Source organism: Salinimicrobium sp. CAU 1759, from assembly GCF_054482715.1.
Genome location: NZ_JBTLRK010000001.1, coordinates 1,963,751 through 1,990,581 on the forward strand (window position 1 = coordinate 1,963,751; position 26,831 = coordinate 1,990,581).

Annotated in this window: 17 protein-coding genes; 12 read left to right on the forward strand and 5 right to left on the reverse strand. The window is 42.2% G+C overall.

Features of this window, described 5'->3' with window-relative positions; translation table 11 throughout:
- The first annotated feature begins 56 nt into the window (after positions 1 to 56).
- Positions 57 to 620, forward strand: coding sequence for a TlpA family protein disulfide reductase (locus ACXYMT_RS08910; RefSeq protein WP_459058725.1), 564 nt, complete (start codon positions 57 to 59; stop codon positions 618 to 620).
- Here the strand turns inward: ACXYMT_RS08910 and ACXYMT_RS08915 are convergent.
- The 3 genes from ACXYMT_RS08915 to ACXYMT_RS08925 form a co-directional block, all read right to left on the reverse strand.
- Positions 617 to 2,149, reverse strand: a complete 1,533-nt coding sequence (locus tag ACXYMT_RS08915; RefSeq protein ID WP_459058726.1) for a GH3 auxin-responsive promoter family protein — start codon at positions 2,147 to 2,149, stop codon at positions 617 to 619. The genes ACXYMT_RS08910 and ACXYMT_RS08915 overlap by 4 nt on opposite strands.
- 107 nt (positions 2,150 to 2,256) lie before the next feature.
- Positions 2,257 to 4,632, reverse strand: coding sequence for a PAS domain-containing sensor histidine kinase (locus tag ACXYMT_RS08920; RefSeq protein ID WP_459058727.1), 2,376 nt, complete (start codon positions 4,630 to 4,632; stop codon positions 2,257 to 2,259).
- Between the two features lie 434 nt (positions 4,633 to 5,066).
- The gene (locus ACXYMT_RS08925; protein ID WP_459058728.1) at positions 5,067 to 6,416 is read right to left on the reverse strand and encodes a DEAD/DEAH box helicase; all 1,350 of its coding nucleotides are present in this window, start codon (positions 6,414 to 6,416) and stop codon (positions 5,067 to 5,069) included.
- Between the two features lie 126 nt (positions 6,417 to 6,542).
- Here ACXYMT_RS08925 and ACXYMT_RS08930 point away from each other — a divergent pair, with 126 nt between their 5' ends.
- From ACXYMT_RS08930 to ACXYMT_RS08965, 8 genes are all read left to right on the forward strand, one after another.
- A complete protein-coding gene (locus ACXYMT_RS08930) occupies positions 6,543 to 7,082 on the forward strand; it encodes an NADPH-dependent FMN reductase (protein ID WP_459058729.1) in 540 nt (179 codons plus the stop codon).
- Positions 7,082 to 8,386 (forward strand): anthranilate synthase component I family protein, encoded by a 1,305-nt coding sequence (locus tag ACXYMT_RS08935; RefSeq protein ID WP_459058730.1) that lies wholly within the window; start codon positions 7,082 to 7,084, stop codon positions 8,384 to 8,386. Before ACXYMT_RS08930 ends, ACXYMT_RS08935 begins: the two co-directional genes overlap by 1 nt.
- Positions 8,387 to 8,640: 254 nt before the next feature.
- Positions 8,641 to 9,903 carry a tRNA lysidine(34) synthetase TilS gene (gene tilS / locus ACXYMT_RS08940; RefSeq protein WP_459058731.1) on the forward strand — a complete coding sequence of 421 codons (1,263 nt, stop codon included), beginning with the start codon at positions 8,641 to 8,643 and terminating at the stop codon, positions 9,901 to 9,903.
- Positions 9,900 to 11,909 (forward strand): protein-disulfide reductase DsbD family protein, encoded by a 2,010-nt coding sequence (locus ACXYMT_RS08945; RefSeq protein WP_459058732.1) that lies wholly within the window; start codon positions 9,900 to 9,902, stop codon positions 11,907 to 11,909. The genes tilS and ACXYMT_RS08945 overlap by 4 nt, the downstream gene beginning before the upstream one ends.
- Before the next feature lie 68 nt (positions 11,910 to 11,977).
- Positions 11,978 to 13,846 carry a CocE/NonD family hydrolase gene (locus ACXYMT_RS08950; RefSeq protein WP_459058733.1) on the forward strand — a complete coding sequence of 623 codons (1,869 nt, stop codon included), beginning with the start codon at positions 11,978 to 11,980 and terminating at the stop codon, positions 13,844 to 13,846.
- Positions 13,847 to 13,966: 120 nt separating this feature from the next.
- The gene (locus ACXYMT_RS08955) at positions 13,967 to 15,799 is read left to right on the forward strand and encodes a DUF885 domain-containing protein (RefSeq protein ID WP_459058734.1); all 1,833 of its coding nucleotides are present in this window, start codon (positions 13,967 to 13,969) and stop codon (positions 15,797 to 15,799) included.
- Positions 15,775 to 16,776 (forward strand): aldose epimerase family protein, encoded by a 1,002-nt coding sequence (locus tag ACXYMT_RS08960; RefSeq protein WP_459058735.1) that lies wholly within the window; start codon positions 15,775 to 15,777, stop codon positions 16,774 to 16,776. The genes ACXYMT_RS08955 and ACXYMT_RS08960 overlap by 25 nt, the downstream gene beginning before the upstream one ends.
- A 113-nt stretch (positions 16,777 to 16,889) precedes the next feature.
- Complete coding sequence (locus ACXYMT_RS08965) at positions 16,890 to 18,566, forward strand: sodium/sugar symporter (RefSeq protein ID WP_459058736.1); 1,677 nt, start codon at positions 16,890 to 16,892, stop codon at positions 18,564 to 18,566.
- A gap of 147 nt (positions 18,567 to 18,713) precedes the next feature.
- Here ACXYMT_RS08965 and ACXYMT_RS08970 read toward each other — a convergent pair whose 3' ends face one another.
- Entirely contained in the window at positions 18,714 to 19,754 is a 1,041-nt protein-coding gene (locus ACXYMT_RS08970; protein ID WP_459058737.1) for a UDP-glucose--hexose-1-phosphate uridylyltransferase, read from the reverse strand.
- A 2-nt stretch (positions 19,755 to 19,756) separates the two neighbouring features.
- Positions 19,757 to 20,917, reverse strand: a complete 1,161-nt coding sequence (galK, locus tag ACXYMT_RS08975; RefSeq protein WP_459058738.1) for a galactokinase — start codon at positions 20,915 to 20,917, stop codon at positions 19,757 to 19,759.
- Between the two features lie 101 nt (positions 20,918 to 21,018).
- Here galK and ACXYMT_RS08980 point away from each other — a divergent pair, with 101 nt between their 5' ends.
- The 3 genes from ACXYMT_RS08980 (at position 21,019) to ACXYMT_RS08990 (ending at position 26,802) form a co-directional block, all read left to right on the forward strand.
- Complete coding sequence (locus ACXYMT_RS08980; RefSeq protein WP_459058739.1) at positions 21,019 to 21,741, forward strand: NUDIX hydrolase; 723 nt, start codon at positions 21,019 to 21,021, stop codon at positions 21,739 to 21,741.
- Between the two features lie 82 nt (positions 21,742 to 21,823).
- Positions 21,824 to 24,196, forward strand: a complete 2,373-nt coding sequence (locus ACXYMT_RS08985) for a glycoside hydrolase family 2 TIM barrel-domain containing protein (RefSeq protein ID WP_459058740.1) — start codon at positions 21,824 to 21,826, stop codon at positions 24,194 to 24,196.
- Positions 24,197 to 24,201: 5 nt separating this feature from the next.
- Entirely contained in the window at positions 24,202 to 26,802 is a 2,601-nt protein-coding gene (locus ACXYMT_RS08990; RefSeq protein WP_459058741.1) for a glycoside hydrolase 5 family protein, read from the forward strand.
- Positions 26,803 to 26,831 lie beyond the last annotated feature (29 nt).

Here is a 26,831-nt window from a genome sequence, read left to right on the forward strand (position 1 = left end):
AATGTCATTTTTGACAGGTGATAATTTAGAGCTACTTTTAAACAGTTTTAATAAATATGGAATTTCTAAAAAAGAACTGGTCAAATATCCTGTTCATTATCCTTATCGTCCTGTTGCTCATTCCACAAACCCGGAAACCCATACAGGTAACCATGAACCGGATCATCTCCTTTAGTCCATCCAAAATAGCTGAGGATGAGCGGGAGATATTAGAAGATTACGACTGGAACCTTGTAAACCTGGAAGGACATCCTGTTAATTTTAGGAGCAGTATTGGGGAAGTAGCTGTTATTAACCTGTGGGCCACCTGGTGTCCTCCCTGTATCGCAGAAATGCCATCTTTTCAGAAATTGTACAATGAGTATGGAGATAAAGTGAATTTCTATTTTGTCTCTACAGAAGAAACTGAGAAACTGGAGCAGTTCCTGAAGAAAAAAGATTACCGTCTTCCGGTATACCAACCCATAGATATGGCTCCTCAAAAGTTACAGTCGCGTACATTGCCAACCACTTTTGTGATCTCGAGAGAGGGGAAAATAGCTGTGAGCAAGAAAGGTTCGGCTAACTGGAATGATTCAGGATTTAAAGAGCTGCTGGATGAGTTGCTGAAGGAAAATTAGATTTCCGGCTGCAGTGATTTCTTAATGTGGAGCAGTTCTTCAACAAACTCACGGCTATTAGACAAGCGGGGCACTTTATGTTGCCCTCCCAGCTTATTCTTCCTCTTTAACCATTCATAAAAAGTGCCTTCGGGCATTTCCCGAACTACAGGCCGCTGGATGGCAACATCCATTTTTCGTTTGGATGCGTAATCATCATTGTATTTGCCCAATTCCCTGTCCAGGATATCGGTAAAAGCCTGTAAATTTTGTGGTGATCTAACAAATTCGATTAGCCATTCGTGATAGCCCTTTTTGCTGCGGTCATAAAAGTAAGGAGCTGCCGTGAAATCCCGGAGTATGGCGCCGGTTTCACGACAAGCCTGAGAAATTGCTTTTTCGGCATGCTCTGCGAAAAGGTCTTCTCCAAACACATTTATACAATGTTTGGTTCGACCGCTTATGGTGAATCTGTAAGGACTGGTACTTGTGAACTTAACAGTATCTCCAATCTTGTAGCGCCACAAGCCCGAATTGGTGCTAATCACCATTGAATAATTTTTTCCTATCTCCACCTCGCTAAGTGGGATCACTTTGGGGTTTTCTGAAAGGAATTCCTTTTCAGGAATAAATTCGTAAAAGATCCCGTAGTTGAGCATAAGCAGGAGGGAGGGATCTTCCTTTTGATCCTGAAGCGCAAAGAAACCTTCTGTAGCGTTAAAAATTTCAAGATAACGCAGACTTTTGTCCTTATCCAGTTCTTCGAATAGCGGTCTGTAAGGAGCGAAAGAAACAGACCCATGGAAGAAAACTTCCAGATCTGGCCAAACGTCCTGTATATAGGTGATTTTCTGTTCTTTAATTATATGCTGAAGCAGTAACAGCATCCACATCGGCGAACCTGCAAGGCTGGTAACCCGTTGTTGAGAGGTGATTTCTGCGATCTTTTTGATCTTCTCTTCCCAGTTGCTCATCATGGTCACCTCTAATCCCGGGGTACGACCGAATTGCGCCCAAAAAGGCAAGTTCTTCATTACAATTGCAGAAATATTAGCAATATAATGAGCATTATTCTCAGAATATCTTGACTCCTGGCTTCCGCCTATAGAAAGGTTCTTTCCTGAAAAAAGCTTCGCATCCGGATAGTTCCTAATGTATAAAGCCAGCATATCCCGCCCGCCCTGGTAATGGCATAGCTCTAAACCTTCTGTAGAAACGGGAATGATCTTACTGGTCGCACCGGTCGTGCCCGATGATTTTGCAAACCATTTAATAGGAGTAGGCCAAAGAATATTTTGTTCCCCTTTGAGAATAAGGTCAATGTAAGGAAAAAGATCTTCGTAATTGTTCAAAGGTACCTGTTCTAGGAACTGGCGGTAATTATGAATATCCTTAAAATGGAATTTTTTTCCATAGTAAGTTTCTTTTGTAGTTGACAAAAGGTCTTTTAAGACTCTTTGCTGTGTCTCATGAGGATTATTAATGGAATTTTCTAAGTCTTCTATCCGGCTCTTCATGACCAGATTGCCTATGGAATCTATTATCCCCATAAATTGCGATCAACTTTTGTAATTTTTTCTTAATAGGATCAGGAAAAAATACTGCTCCAATTAATTGCCGAAGATACACAATAATCGGTTTTTATAGCGGCCGCTGGTTATTTTCCTTTTAAAGCGTCCTCATGGCAGGGAAAGGTGAGTACAAATGTGGTACCTTCTTTGGGAACACTTTGCACTTCAATATGAGCCCCGTGTTCTTCGAGAATATTTTTGACCGAGCTGAGACCAATTCCCATTCCGCCCGGTTTTTTTGTATAAAAGGATTCAAATAGTCTTTCCAGTTGGTCCTTCTCCATTCCACAACCGTTATCAGTAATATTAAGAGAAAAAGTATTTTTCTTTTTCTTTATACTCAAAGTTAGCACTCCTTCATCTGGGAGCATGGCTTCACTTGCATTCACAATAATGTTAAGAATAGCTATTTTTAGTTTCTCTTCATCAGCGTATATAAAGTAAGAACCCCGGTACTTCTTATGCACTGTTATCCCTGCGAGATAGATTCTATCCCGGGCATGAGCCAGTGCTTTATTTGTTGTTTTCGCCAGGCAACATTTTGCTAGATTAGGTTTGGAGTAATTTGAAGTTGTAAGAAGATCCGTAACCAGGTTATTCAACGTGTCAGTACTTCTTTTAATTATTCCTGTATAGTTACTTAGTAATTTCTTTTGTGGACCCTTAGTCAATTTTTCCAGAATATCTGCAGACATGCCAATGCTGGCTAAAGGATTCCTTAATTCGTGTGCAAGGGTTCTTGCGATCTCTCCTTTGATCGAAAGTTTTTCAGCAGAGATCAGTGCTTGCTGAGTTGCTTTCTGAGCCTGGACATTTCTTAGAAGAACAATGTATTCGTAAACATTGCCTTTTTTGTTCCTCATAAAGACTTTACCGCGGGCATTGTAGAAATCCCAATGTTTACCTGCTCCCTTTAACCTGAATTCAACCTCCATGATATCATGGTCCCTGGCTCTTGTTAAGCGGGTGTGGAATTCCAGGCATTTTTGCCTGTCCTGAGGATGGATCAACGGGATAATGTCCAGCAATGGCATCCCATTGACATTTTCTACGGTCATACCTTCTTCTATGGAAAGATCACGGTTGATATATCTCACCTTCTCATCATAAAGATTGAAGATCATAATGATATCTGGCGAGGTCTCAATGAGCTGCTTCTTGAATCTAATATTGTCTTTGAGCTTTTGAGCCTTAATTTTATCCCGGGTGATATTTTCCAGGGAACAGATGAGGAGTCCTTTTTGTCTTCTGCTGGTAAGATGAATCCAGTTTTGTCTTCCATTGCGTTCAACAGGAATTTCAAGATCGGTCGATTCTCCGGTGAGCATGGTTTGTTTTAAAGCTTCAAATACTCCTTTTTCGGTAGCTTGCGGGTTGTATTTTAAAAAACTACGTCCCGCCATCCGCTTTTTATTGTAATAACGGTTAATTACCTTATTTACTCTTACATAGGTGAAGTCTACAATGTCATAATTTTCACCGAACAAAGGCTTCATGAGAAAGATCCCCTGGTTAACGGTATCGAATACCATCTGGAGTAATTCATTGTTTTCCTCCAGTTCGTGAGTACGGCTTTTCACTTTAAACTCAAGCTTCTCGTTGAGCTTTTGAAGTTTTTCCTCAGCTTCCTTTCTGGGGGTGATATCGGAAAAAAGACAGGCCACTTTTCTACTTTTGGAACTTCCAATGGGAAAGGCATATACATCAAACCAACGGTCGTGAGCAGTCGCATAATCTTCAAAACGTACTGCCTCTCCCGTGAACGCAACTTCGCCTAAGGTGCTGAACCAGTGGCTTTCATCCTGCTGGTAAAATTCCCTTATCGTTTTGCCAAGGGGTTCATTAAGGCCGGTGTGTTTTTCAAAAGCAGGATTGATCTCCACGAACAGGTAGTCTAAAGGCTTTTTCTTAAGATCAAAGATCATTTCTACAACGCCAAATCCCTGGTCCAGGGAATTGACCAGCACTCTGTACCTGTTGAGACTCTCCTGCAGTGATTTTTCGTTTTCAATGTTGATCCCTTTCCTTGCCTGAAATCTATTATTACCCAAGGGTTTTGCCAGGACCAGGACATATTCTTCATCCGTTTCTCCTTCAAAACCTAAATAGGGCCGACACTGAAATAAAAACTTTTTCCAGTAGCCGAAAGGGGACTTTACCCTAATAGTCACCCCTTTATCATCGTTCATTTTAAAATCTCGAAGGTTGCTCAATTGATGTACTATAACCGAATAATCCTCCGGATGGATGATCTCCCGGTAAAAATTATGGTCGGTTTGCGCGAGCGGAAAATCTCTTTTAAAGTATTGTAAACAGCGGTAATTTACCGCTTTTAAAGAAAGATCATCAGCAGAATTGATGAACAATAGGAATTCCTGCTTATCATGTCCCTCGTAGACATTGAACAGGCTGTGTGCGGCACCTATAGTAAAGTCATCCGGCATAAAAGTATTTTTTTTCATCAAGAAAAAATTTTCGAATAACAGGTAAGGGATTTCCTGTTGTTCATGCTTTCAATACAACGGGGGGCATTAAAGTTAAATTTAATATAATTTTTTAAAACTCAACTAACAGTCTTTCAGTTTTTTAAAGATTTTATAATAAAGTATTTCTAAAGGCGCATGGTTGTTGATGGTTCCTCAAAAATTTTTTTTACGGAATTTCAAAATTTTACTTTTTTTTCCTCACAAAAGGCATAAACACTAAGAGATAAAAATCTGAAAAAGATCAATTTAAGTCTTTAAGAGCTGCTGGGGAGGTAAAATTCACAGAGAAAAGTGGGGAGGGAGTAGAGATGGGATGTGTGGTTCGGCGGTAAAAACCTACAGTTCATCTTAACGTTATTTTTAGTGAATTATTTCTTAATGCAAGTATTTAAAAATGAGGTTTTTAATCCCTATTTTTTCTTCTTCCGGTTGTAATTCTTATCACCGCGGGTTTTCGGCTTTTTATACTTCTTCTTGATCTCTCTTCGATAAGATCCACCAAGATTCACCTTTTTGTTCTTTTCTTTTTTCTCGTGAAATGCCGGCCCGGGTTTATCTTCATCAGAGAACTTCCCTGGGTTGTAAATTTCATCTGACTTTGGCTGCTCTTCCGGAATTAATTCAGAAGAAATTTGGACTTCTTCAGGTAGGGGCTGGAAGTCAATTTTTAAATCCATGAGAGACTCAATCTTTTCCAGGTCTTCTTTTTCTGAAGGCGTGGTAAAAAGGATCGCATGGCCCTCTTTTTCTGCCCTTCCCGTACGACCAATTCTATGGATATAATTTTCGGGATAAGCAGGGGTATCGAAATTTATTACGTGACTTACCTGTTCAATATCCAGTCCACGTGCCATAACATCTGTGGCTATAAGGATTCGGCAAAAGCCGTCTCCAAATTGCCTGATACTCCTCAAGCGGTAATTCTGGGTTTTATTGGAGTGAATAATAGTACACTCTTCGGGAAAAAGAGGGTCCAGGTTTTGAAAGAGTCGGTCGGCTATACGCTTGTTCCCTGCAAAAATCAGCACTTTGTGATAGGCTTCCCGGTCTTCCAGGAGGTACTTCAGGAGATTGACCTTGGTGTAGAAATTGGGTACTTCAAATCCATCCTGTTGAATATTTTCCAGGGGAGCCCCACTTGCGGCTACAGAAACTGTTTCAGGATTCTTGAAGTTCTCCTGTATAAGTTTTTCTACATCGGCAGTCATTGTTGCCGAGAACATAATATTTTGACGACTGGCAGGAATTAGATCCAGGATGTTCGTAAGCTGAAATCTAAAACCAAGATCCAACATCACATCTACCTCATCAATAACAAGCTTTTGTATGGATTTTAACTGCAGATCCCGGTTAATGGCTAGATCATATAACCTGCCGGGAGTGGCCACAATTATATCCAGCCCCTGTGCGACCTGTTGTTTTTGGGTATTAATGTTCGTTCCTCCATATATCCCAAGAATTCGGGTATTGATATACTTTGTTAACTTTTCAAGTTCCTCTACCACCTGTACCACCAGTTCCCGGGTAGGAACAAGGATGAGGATCCTCGGATTCTTTTGTTCAGAATATTTAAGGGTTTTCAGAAGAGGCAGGAGATACGCCAGGGTTTTACCGGTTCCCGTTTGGGCTATTCCCACCATATCCCGTCCCGAAAGAATTACGGGTAAAGATTGCTCCTGTATAGGAGTAGGAGTAGAGATCTTTAGATCTTCAAGGGCATTTAAAAGGGGTGTGGTAAGGTTGAGGTCCTGAAAAGTCACGCGGTAAAAATTTAAAAGGTCAAAGGTAAGCTTAAATTGTTGAAAGCCTATTGGTTTTATACAACCGGCAACATTCTTAATTTCTTCCCCGCCTATTTTGTATTTTTGACCTTCAATTTTGCACTTATGACAAAGATCCTTGCTTTTGCCGGCTCCAGTAGTCCAACCTCCATTAATCACCAATTGATCCTGAATGTTACCAATCGAATTTCAGATCATCCCGTGGAAGTGCTTGAGCTACATAAGCTGGAATTTCCAATGTATAGTATTGTAAAGGAAAAAGAAGGAATTCCGCAGGACGTGAAATTCCTTTATGAGAAGATCCTTGAGGCACCTGCATTGATCATAGCCGCAAATGAATACAATTCCAATGTTTCCGGGTTCTTTAAGAATATCATCGACTGGCTTTCCCGTGTCGAAAAGAACTTCCTGGATGGCAAAAAAGTGCTTTTAATGAGTACTTCCCCGGGTAAACGCGGGGGTGCTTCGGCGCTGGAATATTGTAAAAATCAGTTTCCGAGATTTGGAGCCAATGTAGTGGAAAGCTTCAGTCTGCCACAGTTCTATGAAAATTTTGATTCAGAAAAAGGTGTGGTTGTGAATGAGGTCTTTGATCTGGGAATTATTGAAGTAGTCACGTCTTTTTCTCAGCAAATCAAGGAGTAGTGCGGGTATCCAAAAAAGTCAAATTAGAAGAGAATTTTCCAGCTAAAAGAGTTTTGTTGCAATGGGCGCGACAGTTCCAGGAGGTGGTGTGGTTTGATAGTAATGACCATAAAGACAGCTATTCAAACTATGAAGCTGTTTTAGCCGTAGATGCTTTTACTGCCATTCAAACCGATGCTTCGGAAGCTTTCGAAAAGCTGAAGGAATACCAGGAAACCATGGCCGACTGGATCTTTGGGTATCTCTCCTACGATCTTAAAAATGACGTGGAAGATCTTAATTCTAAAAATCACGACGGACTCCATTTTCCGGAGTTGTTCTTTTTTCAGCCCAAAAAGATCCTTTTTTTAAGAGGCAGGGAATTAGAGCTACAATACCTTCCGGTGGTAGATGATGAGCTGGAAGAGGATCTGGAACATATTCTTCAAAAAAGGGATTTTCAGGAGGATTTTTCAGGAAATGCAAAAGCTGTAAAAATGCAGCCACGAATTCCAAAACAGGATTACCTGCAAAAAGTGGGGGAAATGCTGGCTCATATTCAGCGGGGAGATATCTATGAAGCTAATTTTTGTCAGGAATTCTATGCTGAAGATGCAGAGATAGATCCGATTCAGAAATTTATTGCTTTAAATGACATTTCCAGGCCTCCTTTTGCCACTTTCTTCAGGAATTATGATAAGTACCTTTTGTCTGCATCGCCAGAGAGATATCTTCAAAAGAAGGAAGACCAATTGATCTCTCAGCCTATAAAAGGGACAGCCCGAAGAGTACTCTCGAACCCGGAAAAGGATGTGGAACTGGCCAAAAACCTGGAAAATGATCCAAAAGAAAGATCTGAAAATGTGATGATCGTAGACCTGGTTCGGAATGACCTCTCAAAAACGGCAAAAAGAGGGAGTGTTGAAGTTTCTGAATTGTGTAAGGTCTATAGTTTTCCTCAAGTGCATCAAATGATCTCCACAATTAGAGCAACTTTGGAAGAAGGCATACCTCCGGTCGAGGTGTTGCGCACAACTTTTCCTATGGGAAGCATGACGGGAGCTCCAAAAATTTCGGCTATGGAGATCATTGAAGAGCTCGAGGAGACCAAACGCGGTCTTTACAGCGGGGCCGTAGGATATTTTGACCCTTCGGGTGACTTTGATTTCAATGTGGTGATACGCAGTATTTTGTATAACTCAACTGCCAGATATGTTTCTTTTTCAGTTGGCGGGGCTATTACGGCCAGGTCGGTTCCCGAGAACGAATACCAGGAGTGCCTTGTGAAAGCTGCCGCGCTAAGGCAGGTGCTGGAGGAGGAATAGCCAAGTTCAGGACTTAACGTGTAGTGTGAAAAAAATATCTTTTGCGGTTTCGCTATAGTTAAGGACGATCAATTTATCCATGGCTAATAAATGTGAAATTCTTCGCGCTACCGCCTATCGTCAAGTAGTACTGTCTAAAGGATACCGGCAAAAAACGGAGCTGAAAAATAGACATAAGCCGTTCCATTTTTGATATCTTTGAGCCTATGCTGTTAGCGTTCAAAAAACACCTGGAAGAGCATTTTCCTAAAACTTTGGAAAAAAAGATACTTCTCGCCGTGAGCGGTGGGCTGGACAGTGTCGTGCTCGCTCACCTGTGCAAGGATGCCGGACTTAATATCTCCCTGGCGCATTGTAATTTTCAGCTGAGAGGAGATGAGAGCGATGGAGATGAAGCTTTTGTTATGGAGCTTGCAGATGCTTTGGAAGCCGAAGTTTTTATCGAAAGTTTTGAGACTGAAGCTTATGCCTTAGAAAAAAAGGTATCTGTTCAAATGGCCGCCCGGGAACTACGTTATCACTGGTTTAGGGAGCTACAGGAAACGCTGCAGTTCGATTATGTTTTTACAGCCCATCATGCCAATGATAACCTTGAAACGGTGCTCATTAATTTTATAAGAGGCACGGGACTTGAAGGCTTAACGGGAATACCTGACGTGAATGAATTTATTGTACGGCCTCTATTGCCCTATACCCGGGAGGACATCGAAAATTATGCGCACCTGCAAAAACTGAAGTGGAGAGAAGACAGCAGCAATGAATCGGTTAAATATTTCCGGAATAAAGTGAGACTGGAGGTCATTCCGAAGTTGCTGGAATTGAATCCTCAGTTATTGGAGAGTTTCAGTAAGACCAGAAGTCACCTTCAGCAAAGTTCTGAGCTGATCGAAGACTATATTTCAGCTATATTTCCGAAGATCGCAAAACAGGAGGAATACGGTTATTCTTTTAAGGTCAAGTTGTTAAAAACCCTTCCCAATACAAAGGCAGTGATGTATAATTTGTTTAGATCCTTCGGTTTTACCGAATGGGAAGATGTGCATGGTCTTCTTGATGCCCAGGCGGGAAAAATGGTCTTTTCAAAAACGCATCGTCTTATAAAGGATAGGGAAGACCTACTGCTTACCACCCTTCCGCCGAATGAGGATAAAGTTTATGAGATCCGGGAAAATGAAGAAGTAGTGATGTTGCCTATTGGAACTTTTCAATTTGAACCTACAGAAGAAATACTAAAAGCCGATCCCTGGACGATCTACCTTGACCGCAATAAGCTTCAATATCCTTTAATTGTAAGGAAATGGAGGCAGGGCGACTATTTTTATCCCTTCGGGATGCAGGGAAAGAAAAAACTGAGTAAATTTTTTAAGGATGAGAAGTTATCTTTGCCTCAAAAGGAGAATTGCTGGCTCCTTTGCTCCGGAAAGGACATAATTTGGGTTATTGGCCATCGTGCCGATGCCCGTTTTGCCGTGGAAGACACAACAAAAGAAATCTTGAGATTAAGTTATACACCATGAGATTACCCATATTTTTAACGCTCTTGTTTTTAAGCATTTTTGGCACCAATGCACAGATCTTTGATCCCAATAATCTGGGACAACAGGGACTGGAAGATCCCATAGAGTGGGAGGCAAGGGTGGAGCAGGAGAATGATTCCATTTATAATCTTGTTTTCACTGCGTTCTTAGAACCGGGATGGCACCTTTACTCTCAGGAAGAGGTCAAAATTGATATTGCACCAATTCCAACCGAATTTTCTTATTCTGAAGCTCCCGGAAAATTTGAGCTGCTTGGCCCCACTTTAGAACCTAATGTTCCTGCGCTTTACGATGCCGTCTTTGAAGCCGACATCACTTACTTTGAAGATGAAGCCGTTTTTAGGCAGAAGATCAAAGTATTGGATCCCACAGATCTTGTAATTACTGCGGAAGTTTATTTTTCTGTATGTGATGATGAGAAATGTCTTCCACCCGATACTGAACGATTTACATTTGATATAGGCAACAAGGAGGTCGTAGAAGGATTTACAGATCTCGAGGTTTCAGATAAAGATCAAAGGTTGACTGAAGCTCTAAACATTAACGTTAAAGGAGTAGGGGGAGCCGAAATTGTAGAGGAAGAAGGAGACGGTTATACTACTATCTTCTTTCTGGGGTTCATTGGTGGATTGATCGCCCTATTGACACCCTGCGTTTTCCCGATGATCCCGCTCACCGTTTCCTTCTTTACCAAAGGTGCCAGGACACGCCGTAAAGGTCTGGTAAACGCAATCATGTATGGAGTGTTTATTTTTCTAATTTACCTGCTATTAAGTCTGCCGTTCCATTTACTGGATTCCCTCGACCCGGAGATCCTGAACAATATTAGTACAAATACCACACTGAATATCATCTTCTTTGTGATCTTCATAATTTTTGCTTTCTCCTTCTTTGGGTATTACGAGATCACACTACCGAGTTCCTGGAGCAATAAAATGGACGATAAAGCATCGAGTTTTGGAGGGATCATTGGGGTTTTCTTCATGGCTCTTACTCTGGCGCTGGTTTCTTTTTCATGTACAGGCCCTATTTTAGGTTCCCTGTTGGGAAGCTCTTTGACTACAGATGGTGGCGCAACTCAGCTGTCTTTTGGAATGGGAGGTTTTGGTCTGGCGCTGGCACTTCCTTTTGCACTTTTTGCACTTTTCCCCAACTGGCTCAATTCCTTGCCCAAAAGCGGTGGCTGGCTTAACTCGGTTAAAGTAGTACTTGGTTTCATTGAACTTGCGCTTGCTTTTAAATTCCTTTCAAACGCCGACCTGGTGCAACACTGGGGGCTTCTAAAAAGGGAAATTTTCATAGGAATTTGGATCGTGGTGGGAATTGGCCTTCTACTTTACCTTTTTGGGATCTTAAGATTTCCTCATGACGGGCCAAAAACAAAATTGAGCAAAGGAAGATTGTTCCTGGGAATCATCACCCTGGCATTTGTGGTCTATCTTATTCCGGGCCTTACTAATACATCCCATGCTAACCTCAAGCTGTTAAGTGGATTCCCGCCGCCCTTGTTCTATAGTATCTATGAGAAAGAAACTGAAGGGCCTCTAGGACTCAAAGCTTACAAAGATTTTGAGGAAGGGGTGGCTGCAGCAAAAGCGGAAAATAAGCCAATTCTACTGGACTTTACCGGATGGGCCTGTGTGAATTGCCGAAAAATGGAAGAACAGGTGTGGAGTGATCCTGCGGTTTATGATATTATGAAGGATGACTTTGTTTTGATCTCGCTTTATGTGGATGACAGGAAGGAGTTGCCCGAAGACCAAATGTTCAACTACCAAAAACCCGGTGGCGGAATTAAAGAGATCCAAACCATTGGTGATAAATGGGCTACTTTTCAAACATTGAACTTCAGAAATAATTCTCAACCTTTTTACGTGTTACTCGATCACGACATGAATATGCTAAACCAGCCGGTGGGTTATACCCCTGATTCTGATGAATTCCGGGAATGGCTGGAAGAAGGAGTGGAGCAATTTCAGAAGTAAAACTTCTTAAATATTTTGTTTTTAGTGGGAATTTCTATCTTTAGGGACTTCAAAAAAAACCTTACTGAATGAAATTTTTTAAGATCTTTTTCCTTCCGGTGTTGTTTCTACTGGTTGGAAACCCTGGTTTTACTTATGCCCAAACCGACTACAAAGTTGAAGAACATTACAACAAAAGAGAGGTAGTCATCCCAATGAGGGACGGCATCAATCTTCATACAACCATCTTTTCACCAAAGGATACTTCTAAAAAGTATCCAATCCTCATGACCCGAACCCCATATAGTTCAAGGCCTTATGGGGAAGATAAATTCCGCTCTTTGGTGGGCCCTAATGCAGATCTTATGAAGCAGGGGAATATCTTCGTTTATCAGGATGTACGCGGGAGATGGATGAGCGAAGGAGTGTATGACAATATGCGGCCGTTCATTCCGAAAAAAAAGGGGAAGCAGATCGATGAAGCAAGCGATACCTATGATACTGTAGAATGGCTGCTTAAGAATGTCAAAAACACCAACGGGAAAGTTGGACTTTGGGGAATTTCTTACCCGGGATTTTATGCTACATATTCACTTCTTGCAGACCATCCAGCTATAAAAGCTGTTTCGCCGCAGGCTTCTATCGGAGATTTCTTTTTTGACGATTTTCACCATAATGGAGCTTACTTTTTAAGCTACTGGAGGGCAACGGCTGTCTTTGGTTATGAAAAGACCACTCCGACTGATACTGCCTGGTACTCATTTCCGGAGTTGGGAACAAAGGACCAATATCAATTCTTTCTTGATGCAGGCCCGCTCAAAAATCTTGATAAATATTATGGTGAGGACAATGTTTTCTGGCAGCAGCTAAAAGAGCATCCAAACTATGACGAGTTTTGGCAAAAACGCGGGATCGTACAGCATCTAAAAGATATAAAGCCGGCAGTAATGGTGGTTGGTGGATTATTTGATGCCGAAGACCTCTATGGACCTTTCAATATCTACAAGACCATTGAGAAGAACAGCAATAATTTCAACATGCTCGTTATGGGGCCCTGGAGCCACGGAGACTGGGCACGTACGAAAGAGCGACAGGCAATTGGAAACGTTTACTTTGGAGATAATATCTCCAGGGACTATCAAAAGGATGTAGAGACCATCTTCTTTAACCACTTTTTAAAAGGTGAAGCCGATGGTTCTATATTACTTCCTGAAGCTTATATGTTTGACACCGGTCTTCACGAATGGAAAAGTTATGCTGCCTGGCCTCCAAAAGAGGCAAAAAAGAAAACTTTTTTCCTGAGTGATGGTCAAGAGCTGAAATCCCAGTCTGAAACTGAATTGGGAACTATGGTAGGAGCCGAAGAATTTGTTAGTGATCCTAATAAACCCGTGCCTTATTCTGAAGATATAAAAATGGTCTTTACTCCGCGGAAGTATATGACCGATGATCAACGTTTTGCTGCACGCAGGCCCGATGTGCTCATATACGAAACTGAAGTTTTGGAAGAAGATCTTACCCTGGCAGGAGAAGTGCTTGCAAAACTACAGGTGGCGACCACAGGAACAGCAGCCGACTGGATTGTAAAAGTTATTGATGTTTTCCCTCCCGATGCCGAAGATTATGAGGAAACTCAGGATTATCTTTCTATGAGCAACTACCATATGATGGTGCGAAGCGAAGTGATAAGAGGCAGGTTTAGAAACAGTTTTTCAGATCCAGAGCCTTTTGAGCCTAACAAAAAGACCGCAGTAGACCTACAGCTTCAGGATATTCACCACACTTTCAAGAAAGGTCATAAGCTGCAAATTCAGGTTCAAAGCACATGGTTTCCCTTGATCGATAGGAACCCGCAGACCTATGTGGAAAATATCTTTGAAGCCGAAGAGGAAGATTTTCAAAAGCAGACTCACAAGGTCTTCCATGATTCACAGATCATATTTACTGTTCTTGAATAAAAAAAGAGGTGTCAAAAATGTCATTTTTGACACCTCTTTTTCTATAGAAGCTGCCCGGCAATTTCGTCAATTTCACTACTTTACTTTCACCTTAATATTTCAGGATCAAATCTTATATCTATGAACTCAAAACCGCTGTTAAAACTATTTAGTTTTTTGTTGATCGTCAGTCTGTCAGCTTGTAAAGAAGAGTCAGATCAAACCGGTCCAACTTCAGAAGAGATTCAGCAGGAAACTGCACAATTAAATACTTTTCTAGAAGAGGAATTTCAGAAGGACCTTGAAGAATCTCCAATGCTGCAAACGCGTTTGGGAATTAAGACTGACTATGATTCCTGGGATGATTTTTCACACCTTAAATATGCCGAAGATCTTAAAAATGCTAAAAGGAGGCTGGAATATTTAAAAGATGAAATTAATCCTGAAGCCCTGGAAGGACAAGCTGCCCTAAGTTATAAGCTTTACAGGCAAAAGCTGGAGGATGAAATTGAGGATTATGATTTTAGATTGTATAACTACCCCGTTAACCAAATGTTTGGGGTGCACACGCAACTACCCGCTTTCCTAATCAATATGCACAAGATCGATTCTGTTAGTGATGCACGGGCTTATATTGAGAGGCTTAATAAGATCCCAAAGGTAATGGAGGATGTCATTAAGGGACTTGAGCTGCGCGAAATGAACCAGATCATGCCGCCTGCTTTTGTTTTTGCTCACACTGTTGAGGCCTCCCAAAACCTTTTGCGGGGACGCCCTTTTGAAAAGTCGGCTGAGCCAAGCACGTTATTGGAAGACTTCAGCAGTAAAGTGGACCAGCTGGAGATTCCTCAAGCTCAAAAAGATGAATTGATCCTGGAGGCACAGGAAGCTTTGCTAACTTCTGTTAAGCCAGCCTATGAAAACCTGATCGCTAAACTAGAGGACCAGCAACAGCGCGCTACAGCTGATCATGGGGCGTGGAAATTTCCCAAAGGAAAAGCCTTCTATAAAACAGCTTTAAAGCGAACAACCACTACAGATCTTACTGCTGAAGAGATACATGAGATTGGATTAAGTGAAGTTGCCAGAATCCATAAAGAAATGGAGGATATCATGAATAAAGTAGGATTTGAGGGAAGCCTTCAGGACTTTTTAAAGTTTATGAGAGAAGATGAGCAATTCTATTACGAGAACAATGAGCAGGGCCGAGAAAGATATTTGAGTGAAGCAAAGAATGCAATTAATAAAATGAAGGCTCGTCTGGACGAAGTCTTCCTAACAAAACCAAAAGCAGATATTATAGTAAAGGCGGTCGAACCTTTTAGAGAAAAAAGTGCGGGGAAAGCTTTTTACCAGCAACCTGCCATGGATGGCTCACGACCCGGAACTTATTATGCCAATCTCTATGATATGGAGGCCATGCCTACGTATCAATTGGAGGCACTTGCCTATCATGAAGGAATTCCCGGTCACCACATGCAGATTGCCATCGCGCAGGAACTCGATAGTTTGCCGATGTTTAGAAAAACAGGGGGGTATGGAGCTTATGTCGAAGGCTGGGGCTTGTATAGTGAATTGTTGCCAAAGGAAATGGGTTTCTATGAGGATCCCTATTCAGATTTTGGGCGGCTTGCAATGGAACTCTGGAGATCTATTAGACTCGTGGTCGATACAGGTATACATTCCAAGAAATGGACTCGGGATGAAGCTATAGATTATTATGTGGAAAATTCCCCTAATGCCGAAAGTGATGCGGTTAAAATGGTGGAACGGCATATTGTGATGCCGGGGCAGGCCACAGCCTATAAAATTGGAATGAATAAGATCCTGGAACTTCGGGAGTTCGCCAAAAAGGAACTAGGCGAAGATTTCGATCTGCGGGAATTTCATGATGTGGTCTTAACAAATGGATCGGTTCCTTTGAATGTGCTGGAAGAGCTGGTTGTAGAATGGGTACAAACCAAAAAAGCTTAAAGAACATCGGGAGAGTGAATGATTTGAAGCTCATTAGCTTGCAAAATAAGAGTGGTACAGAACTGAAGATCCTGAATTTTGGAGCAAGTATATTCAGTCTAAGGTTTGAAGGAGTAAATGTTGTAGTAGGTCCTGCTAAACCTGAAGATTATTTAACAGACATCTACCACAAGCGTGGAAAGTTCTTTGGCGCCACAGTGGGTAGACATGCCGGTCGAATCTTCCCTAACTGTTTTGAAATAGAGGACAGGAAATATTCCCTTTTTGGAAAAGATGAAGTTCACCTGCATGGTGGGGAATATGGCTTTTCATATCAATTTTGGGAAGTAATTGAAATAAAAGAGAATAATGATCCCTTTGTTGTACTGGAGTATCTTTCTCCCGATGGAGAGGAAGGCTATCCCGGAAATCTTAAAGTGCGCGCCAGATACACTCTGACAGAAGAAAATGAAGTGAAGCTGGAATATACCGCCGAAACAGATCAAAGGACTGTGGTAAATCTCACCAATCACACGTATTTAAACCTGAATGGAGCAGGTTCGGTCAACGAACATTATTTGCAAATACCGGCCGGGGAATATTTGGAAACTGATCTGAGAAATGTCCCGACCGGCCAACTTCTTAAAAGAGCTAAAACTCAATTTGATTTTCGCAAATCCCGGAAGCTGGGAGAGGTCCCCTTAGACACAGTTTTCAGCTTAGAAGACACATCACAAGTTATTGGTCTTAAAGGTGTTCAATCGGGTATTTCTATGCAGGTGAAGACAAATCAGCCGGCTGTAGTTGTTTACGTGCCGCAGGATCTTCCGGCAGACTGGGATTATGCTACCAACATTGGTTCAGAACGGGCCGCCATATGTTTGGAAACTCAGGGATTTCCTAATGCCCCACATCAAAAAAATTTTCCTTCTGTGTTTCTCGATCCAGGAGAGAAGTATATAAATATGACCAGCTGGAAGTTTAAAAGTGGTTCATAACTTCTATATGAAGATCATATTCTTTTAGGTGCTAATCAATTATATTTAACAAAATTTTTGGAGCTATAGAGCCATCTCATGCTTAAACATCATTTGATCTAACCACGTTACTTATGGAATTTGCATTACTCGATAAGATAATTTTTGCGGCCTATGCCTTTATGATAATTGGGATTGGGCTTTGGGTATCCCGCGGTAAGGGAAAATCTTCTGAAGACTATTTTCTTGCCAGTAAATCACTTCCGTGGTGGGCAATTGGGACATCCCTCATCGCAGCTAATATTTCTGCCGAACAGTTTATAGGGATGTCAGGATCCGGTTTTGCAATTGGTCTTGCCATTGCCTCTTATGAATGGATGGCTGCCATCACCCTGATCATCGTCGGAAAATATTTTCTCCCCATATTCATTGAAAAAGGACTTTACACCATTCCCGAATTCATTGAGGTTCGCTATGGAACTAATTTAAAGACCATCCTGGCGATCTTCTGGATAGCATTGTTCATCTTCGTGAACCTAACTTCTGTGCTTTACCTTGGGGCGACTGCAATTGATACTATAGTGGGTGCAGGTGATGGTTCGGTCTTTCTTTATGCAATCATCGGGCTGGCTTTATTTGCAGCGGCATATTCGCTCTATGGCGGACTCGCGGCAGTAGCCTGGACCGATGTTGTACAGGTAGTCCTGCTCATCCTGGGGGGGCTTATCACCACTTACATCGGGTTAACTCATGTTGCTGAAAGCGGTAATGTCATAGACGGCCTTGTAACTATTTATGAAGAGGTGCCAGAGAAGTTTTCGATGATCCTGGAAAAAGGTGAGATCATCACCCCCGGCGGGAAAGATGCGTGGTGGAATCTACCCGGCCTTGCAGTTCTGCTTGGGGGAATGTGGGTTGCTAATCTTTACTATTGGGGCTTCAACCAGTACATTATTCAAAGAACCCTTGCAGCAAAAAGTTTAAGAGAGTCTCAAAAAGGGATTATTCTGGCCGGTTTCCTGAAGTTGCTCATTCCGTTGATAGTAGTAGTACCGGGGATCATTGCTTATGTTATGAACGTTGGTCCCGGAGGTGCTTTTTCTGAAGAATACACCGATCCTTCCTTTATTGCTGAAGGTGGCAGGATCATTAATGATAACGCTTTTCCATGGCTAATAAGGGAGTTTGTGCCTATAGGTCTAAAAGGACTTGTTCTGGCCGCTCTTGCTGCTGCTATCGTGTCTTCCATAGCTTCCATGCTTAACTCCACTGCAACGATTTTCACTATGGATATTTATAAGCCCTATATTGAGAAAACTGCTTCGGAAAATAAACTGGTGAAGATTGGACGTATTTCGGCATCTGTAGCTTTGATCATTGCAGTTTTCCTTGCTCCTCAATTAAGGAACCTGGGGCAGGTATTCCAGTATATTCAGGAGTACACTGGAGTTGTGAGTCCGGGTATTTTGGCGGTGTTCATGCTCGGTCTTTTCTGGAAGAAAACCACCAACAGTGCAGCCATATGGGGCGTGCTGGCTTCAATTCCCATCGCGCTTTACTTTAAGGTGGGCACTAACGGCTGGGTTGATAGTTGGTTTTTCCCCGAATTACCATTCATGCACCAAATGTTCATCACCTGGATACTTACAATGTTGATCATGGTAGTTATTAGTTATATCGAGACCAGAGGAGCAGATCATCCAAAGGCGATCATCATAACAAAGAATCTTTTCAAAACAGGGCCCGTATTTAATATCGGCGCTTTTGTTATCATGTTGATCGTTGCTATGTTGTATGCGATCTTTTGGTAAAAGGAATTTCGGATTCAGAAGTAAATTGAGAATAACGAGTTTGTCAGGTTTTAAGACCAGCTCTTTTTTACCTGAAAACCAGTTGTGCGTTCTCTTTAAGTTCAATTAGTTCGGAAAACAGGATCCAAAAGTGACATTTTAAGGAGGTTATTCTTTGGTGTAATGTACATCTGAAAGTTGCCTCAGGGTCTCCGCAGCCTGCTCGGCTGTGATATCCCGCTGCGGACTGGCAAAAAGTTCATATCCCACCATGAATTTCTTTACGGTCCTGGATCTCAATAGAGGAGGGTAGAAGGACATGTGGAAATGCCATTCGGGATATTGCTGGCCATTGGTAGGCTGTTGGTGAATTCCGGAGGAATAGGGAAAAGATGTCTGGAAAAGATTGTCATATCTTATGGTGAGCTGCTTTAGAATTTCAGCGTATGCTTTTTCCTCTTCAAAAGTCAGCTGACCGATATGCTGCATGTGCCTTACAGGAATGATCATGGTCTCATATGGCCATATCGCCCAGTAAGGAACAAGAGCTACAAAATGCTCATTTCTTAGTACGATACGCTCCTTTTTCTCAAGTTCCTGATCCAGGTAATCTCCCAGTAAACTTCTCTTATTACGTTCCCAGTATTTCTTTTGATGTTTTGTCTTTTTTTGAACCTCTACCGGGATGGAAAGCTGCGACCAAATCTGCCCATGAGGATGAGGATTACTACATCCCATCATGTCTCCCTTGTTTTCAAAGATCATCACGTGATTGATGTCAGAGCGGGTACTCAGATCTTCATACTCTTGCTTCCACTTTTGGATCACCTTTACAATATCCCCTGTTTCCATGACAGGTAGCGTTAAGGAGTGATCGGGAGAAAAACATACCACCCGACAAATTCCCGTTTCTGAACTTGCCTTTAACAGGCCATCATTGAATTCTTCCTGCAAACCTTCAGGAAGAAGAGCTGAAAAATCATTAACAAAAGTGTAGGGATCTTTATAGTTCGGATTTTTGTCTCCGCTAGCCCTAAGATTGCCGGGGCACAAAAAACAATCGGGCTCATAAGAAGGTCTTTCCTCTCTTACAACCTTTTCCAGCCGGCCCTGCCAGGGGCGCTTCGTGCGATGAGGAGAAACGAGGATCCATTCCCCGGTTAATATATTGTACCTCCTGTGAGGATGGGTGTTAAAATCTTCAGACATAATTATTTCCTGGTTATATAGGTGCCTTTTTCTGGTGAAACAACAATGGCTTCAGGAATTTTGTTAAACTGCTTATCATAGGCTTCTGAAGCTATTTTAATGAATTCTTCAACGTAATCTTCTTCAATAAGATTGATGGTACAGCCACCAAAGCCTCCGCCCATCATTCTGGCACCTTTGACCGGCTTATAGTCAGTGGTAAGATCGACGAGAAAATCAAGTTCATCACAGCTCACTTCATAGTTATCCCGAAGGCCTTTGTGAGAATGATACATCAACGAACCAAATTCCTTAAGATCACCTTGTTTTATGGCTTCTACTGCTTTTAATACACGATCATTCTCAGAAACAACATAGTGAGCGCGTTTGTAAAGTAGGTTTGGAAGAGAATTTTTAAATTCAGCCAGGCGGGCGAGGTTTACTTCGCGCAGGGAACTAACTTCGGGATATCTCTCTCTAATATGGTTAACTGCCTGCTCACACTCCAGCCTTCTTGTATTGTATTCACTGGATGCAAGGCTGTGAGAGACCATGGTATTTATGAGCAACAATTTATGGTCTTTAAAATTGGCCGGCACATAGACTGCTTCCAGGCTGCGGCAATCAAGCAGGATAAGATGCCCCTCCTTGCTTAGCACCGAAGCGTATTGGTCCATTATTCCGCATTTCGTTCCCACATAATTGTGTTCGGCATCGCGGGAAAGTTCGGCTATGGTTTGGCGGGAAAGCTGCAGGTCGAAAAGCTCATTCAGGCCGAAAGCCATACCACTTTCCAGGGCAGCCGATGAACTGATTCCGGCCCCAACGGGCAGATCACTCTCTATAATACAATCGAAACCCTTTGGGTACTTTCCCCGCTTTTGGATCTCATTGACCACCCCCAAAATGTAATTTTCCCATTGCTCTTCACTTCTTGAGATCTTTTGAAGATCAAAACTGAAGGTTTTATCGTAGGTTGTACTGTAGATTTTACAGGAGTATGGAGTGGAATTGGCTGCAAAATGTAATTTTATAACCTTGTCTATCGCTGTTGGTAAGACAAAACCGCTATTGTAATCTGTATGTTCTCCAATGAGGTTTATCCTCCCCGGAGCATGAACAGTGAACTCTGCTTCAAAATCTTTGAATTTTTCCGCTGCTGCTTCTCCTATTTGATTTTTCACAATTTTCTATTTCAGGTGAACCAAAGATAATAAACGTATTTTGTACATTTTATAAACCGAAAAAAAATAGTTTTTTTGTAAGAGCAAATCCGGAAACATTAATGTACAAAGAAAAAGGAGAATCTGAGATAATGGGTAGGGACGCTTATCAACAGGATCACAAAATGTATGTGGCTGTTGATTGCATTATTTTTGGTTTTGATGCAGGCAACCTGAAGCTCTTGCTTTTCAAACGTCGTGTGGCCCCATTGGAGGGAGAGTGGTCTCTTATTGGGAGCTTTGTAAAGATGGACGAAGATGTTTCGACTGCAGCCCAAAGGGTTCTCGAGGAGATCACCGGTCTCAGAAATGTCTTTATGGAAGAATTGAGGACCTATGGAGCTGCCGACAGAGATCCCGGGTACAGATGTATATCTATTGGGCAGTATGCTTTGATAAGGCTTAATGATTATGATAAAGAACTTGTGGAACAGCATGGTGCGGTGTGGCATGACGTTAAGGATTTACCTCCTTTAGTGTTGGATCACAGTCAAATGGTAAGTGATGCCCTGGAAAAGCTAAAACACAAAGCTCGTTACCAACCCCTGGGATTTGAACTTTTGCCCGAAAAATTTACGATCCCGCAACTTCAAAGTGTTTACGAAGCTATTTATCAAAAAGAGCTCGATTCCCGTAACTTTCGTAAAAAGGTGTTTTCTTATAATGTGCTTGTAAAACTGGAGGAAAAAGATAAATCGACATCAAAGAGAGGTGCCTTTTTATACAAGTTCGATTATGACCGGTATAAGAGACTTACAGAAAGAGGTTATAACTTCGAGATCTAGGAAAAACTGCTGCGTAAAATTTTGTTGAAAATCTTTTCGTAATTCAAAATTAATTGTAATATTTACGCTTATAAACTGCTGTATGCAACAACAGTTAAAATGCATCATTGCAATCTGTTTTGTCCTTGCTTTTTTCGGCTGTGAGCCCCTACCTCCGGCTGAAAAAGCAAGGGAACAGCAGAATTCTCTTCGCCAGGTCATCAACTTCAACAACAACTGGCAATTTAGACGCTTAGAGGCTGAAAACACTCCCGCAGCAGAATGGGAGGAGGTTTTTTTGCCACATAGTGTCAAGATCGAACCCTTGGTGGTAAATGATCAATGGCAGGGAACTTCTCTTTACCGTAAAAAATTTCCTGTGGAAGACTTGCAGAATGAGAAGTGGTTTTTCCATTTTGAAGGGGTGATGCAGGAGGCAAGGATAAGAATAAACGATTCTCTTGTGAACATACACAAAGGCGGTTATCTACCTTTTACAGTTGATGCCACCCCATATCTAAAATCGAACTCTCATAATACAATTGAGGTAGAGGTGATCAATATCGATGATCCTACTATTCCTCCCGGAAAACCTTTAACCGATCTGGATTTCAATTACTATGGTGGTATTTACCGCAACGTTCAGCTTATTAAGACCGGTAGGGTTCACATCACCGATCCCATTTTTGCAAAAGAAGTAAATGGTGGAGGTCTTCTGGTACATTTTGACAGTATTTCACCCGAACTTGCTTCAGGATTTGTAAAAGTGCATGTAATGAACTCTTCGAAAGATAGCAAAGAGCTGAGGCTGCGAACCATCTTTACTTCAGAAGAGGGTCAAAAAAGCACATTTTTGACACCTGTAAAAGCCCTGACTCCCGGGGAGGACAAACATTTTATTGCAGAAGTTTCCATAGAAGATCCGCTTTTATGGAGTCCTGCCGAACCTAATCTATACGACCTGCATGTGGAGGTTTTGGAAGGAGATAAGGTTATTGACGAACAGAGGATAAGGACCGGAATCAGGAATATCAAACTTACGGGAACTGCATTTTATCTGAACGGGGAAGAACTTTTCGTAAACGGCACCAATCGCCACCAGGAATATCCTTACATAGGCTATGCACTTTCTGATGAAGCCAATTACCGGGACGCTTATAAAATCAAGGAAGCCGGCTTTAATTTTGTGCGGCTTTCGCATTACCCTCACGCCACTTCGTTTTTGGAGGCCTGTGATGAACTAGGTTTATTGGTGATGAATGCAATCCCGGGGTGGCAGTTCTATGAGGAAGGAGAGTTCGTTGATAATGCTCTCCAGGACATTAGGGATATGGCCAGGCGGGATAGGAACCATCCAAGTATTGTGTTTTGGGAAAATTCACTCAACGAATCGGGAATGACCGATGAATTTATTATTAAGGCAAATGAAGTTCTGGAAGCCGAGTTGCCTTATGAGAACACCTTTAGTGCAGGCTGGATGGATCATCCTGCTTACGAGCTTTTTATTCCGGCACGGCAGCATGCACAACCTCCCTATTACTGGAACCAATATAATAAACCGGGCCGGCCGATCTTAATTGCAGAATACGGCGACTGGGAATATTACGCTCAGAATGCAGGATTTAATCAGAAGGCCTTTGGTGATCTTAAAGAAGAGGAACGAACCAGCCGACAACTGCGAAGCGCCGGTGAAAAAAGGCTTCTACAGCAGGCATTGAACTTTCAGGAAGCTACTAATTCCAACTTGAAAGGAGAGCAAACTATTGGAATGTCCAATTGGTTGATGTTTGACTATAACAGAGGTTACGCAGACGATCTGGAAGCTTCTGGAATTGCAGACATCTTTAGGATCCCAAAGTTCAGCTATTATTTTTATAAGAGTCAGAAGCCGCCGTATAAAGGTGATTTTTCAGCTCCTATGGTGCATATCGCAAGTTATTGGCAGCCAAATTCCACTACAGAACTCACCGTTTACAGCAATACCGAAGAAGTTGCTCTTTACCTCAATGACGAATTGATTGAGAAGAAGAGACCTCGAAGAACCGAATTCTCTGATGAACTATGGTATCCGCCATACAAATTTTTACTTCCGGAATTTGCGCCGGGAGAGTTAAAAGCCATCGGTTTTATCGACGGAAAAGAAGTAGCCAGTCACGTGGTGAGGACGCCAAATGAGGCGTCAAAAATAGAACTTTCAATAGATGTTTCCGGAAAGGAAATTGCACGTCAAACTTTAGATGTCGTCTTCATTTATGCCAGGATTCTGGATGACAAAGGGGAGCTGGTACATGATTCAACGCTTCCCGTAAGTTTCAGAATAACTTCAGGAGAAAATGCTGCATTAATTGGAGATAACCCCATAAATGCGGAAGCCGGGATCGCCACTATTCTGCTTAGGACAAAAGAATTCAATTCTCCCATTGAAATTGAAGCCACCGCAGAAGGTTTGCCCCCCGCTACCTTAATTTTAAAGTAAATTGTATGAAAAATCCAGGAATTTCCAGAGTGCTGTTACTTTGGGTCATGATAATTTTTACTGCACACCCCGTGTTTGCTCAGGTGTCAAAAAAGACAAATAAACAGGATGTCTTTGTAGATGAGAACGGGGTGATGCGCTGGGGCCATAACAAAGAGGAAGTGAAAGGTTTTGGAGTGAATTACTCTGTGCCTTTTGCTCATGCCTTTCGCTCCGGAAAAAAACTGGGAGTAGACCTGCAAGAAGCCATGCGTAATGATGTCTACCATTTCTCAAGGCTTGGTTTCGATCTTTACAGGATCCATGTTTGGGATACAGAAATAAGCGACGAGGAAGGAAACCTGCTTGAAAATGAACATCTCGATCATTTCGACTTTTTGATAAGCGAATTAAAAAAGCGAAACATCAATTTTGTACTTACCCCCATTGCTTACTGGGGTAATGGCTGGCCCGAACAGGATGAAGACACACCCGGATTTTCCAACAAGTATGGTAAGGAAGGGAGTCTTGTAAATCCCTTAGCTATTGAGGCACAGGAGAATTACCTGGCGCAATTCCTTAACCACGTAAATCCTTATACAGGTAAGGCGTATAAGGACGAGCCAAATGTCATAGCTTTTGAGGTGAGTAATGAGCCACATCACCGGGAGGCGCCTGAAAAGGTGCAGGAGTTCATTGAACGCATGATAGCTTCCCTGAGATCTACAGGTACAAAAAAGCCGATCTTTTATAACGTTACCCATAGCACCCAGCTGGCAGAAATATATGCCGCTGCCGGGATTGATGGAGGAACTTTCCAATGGTATCCAACAGGCCTGGGTTTTGGAAAGGAACTGGAAGGCAACCTGCTACCGAATGTAAATGAATATAAAATTCCATTTAATGATGTGTGGGAGAAAAATGGACTGGCAAAGCTGGTGTATGAATTCGATGCGGCCGATGTGATGAAGTCATACATGTATCCTGCCATGGCCCGCAGTTTCAGGCAGGCCGGGATGCAGATAGGGACACATTTTGCCTATGATCCTACCTATATGGCCGCGGGCAATACAGAATATGACACCCATTATATGAACCTGGTGTACACACCACAAAAGGCGCTGGCGCTAATGATAAGCGGGGAGATCTTTCATGAGTTGCCAATGAACAAGAACCTGGGAGGATATCCTGCCAATCTCAACTTCGGAAATTTCAGCATTAGCTATGAGAATGATCTGGCTGAAATCGATTCGGCTGAAAAATTTATTTATACCAACTCAACTGAAACTCGGCCGAAGGATCTTAAAAAGCTGAAACAAATAGCCGGATATGGAAATTCTCCTGTTGTACAGTATTCCGGAAAGGGAGCATACTTCCTGGATAAGCTCGAGAATGGAATTTGGAGGCTGGAGGTAATGCCCGATGCTATTCTTGTAGATAATCCTTTTGGAAACAATAGTCTGGACAAAACTTTGGCAGTTATTAAACATGGAGAGTGGGAGATGACTGTCCAACTTCCCGAACTGGGCGGCAACTTTTCTGTAACCGGAGTAAATTCCAAAAATGAGCTGGTAAAATCCGCGTCAGGAAACAGCTTCAGCATAGAACCGGGTACATATATACTTTCCAAAAATGGTAAAAAAGCGAAGGCTTCTTATAAGGGATGGCCGGTAGATGATCTAAAAGCTTTTTTTGCGCCAGGAACCACTGTGGATAAGACCTATCTCATCCACGAACCTGTTCCATCCTTGTCAGCCGGACAGAGTTATAATATTGAAGCTACTGTAGTTTCTAACGAACCTATTGAGCAGGTGCAGGCATGGCTGCGGAATGGGAATGCCTATGAAAGCCTGGATCTGCAACAGAGCAGCGCCTACACCTACACGGGAGAAGTGCCGGAAAGCCTGCTTAAAAATGGCTTTTTAGAGTACCGAATAATTGTGAGGACTCCGGAAGGAACCACAACCTATCCCGGCGGACAGGAAGGAGATCCCGGCAAGTGGGATTTCGATCCCGATGAGCCATATTCTATCCGCGTGATAGATCCAGAAGCACCTGTATATCTATTCAATGCAGCACAGGATCATGAAGATGTAGTTAGAAAATGGCTGCCAACAAATAACGTGATACCAACAGAAAACCCCAACGAAGCCGAATTTCAGGTTAATGTGGAAAAGCTTTTTGAAATAGATCCCGAAAACACCAAGGCGGAACCTGTTTATGATTATTCCTTCAGGTACAATTTTACTGAAAAAAAGAAGGGCAGGAGGGAAGCGCTGGAAGAAAAGGAAAAATTGGTTATAGAGGCACGTGCGCTTAACGGGAAATCTGTAAAGCTACAGGTGGCTTTAGTGATGGACAGTGGCAGGTCTTTTGGGAAAATTATAGAACTGCAGCCTGAGGTGAAGGAATATGAAATAGACCTTTCTACTCTTGAGCCGGTGCAGACTGTAACCCTGCCAAGACCATATCCCACTTTTTTACCCTTATATTTTGAGCACGATATTAGGGAGCCATATGATATTAAAGATGCCGAGAGCCTGCAGTTCTCAATTGGACCCGGCCTAACGGAAACAGAACAACAGGAGCAGCATGGAGTGGGGATTAGAACTGTAAGGTTGGAATAAAGAAAAGGTGAGTGATAAAACAGAAAGGC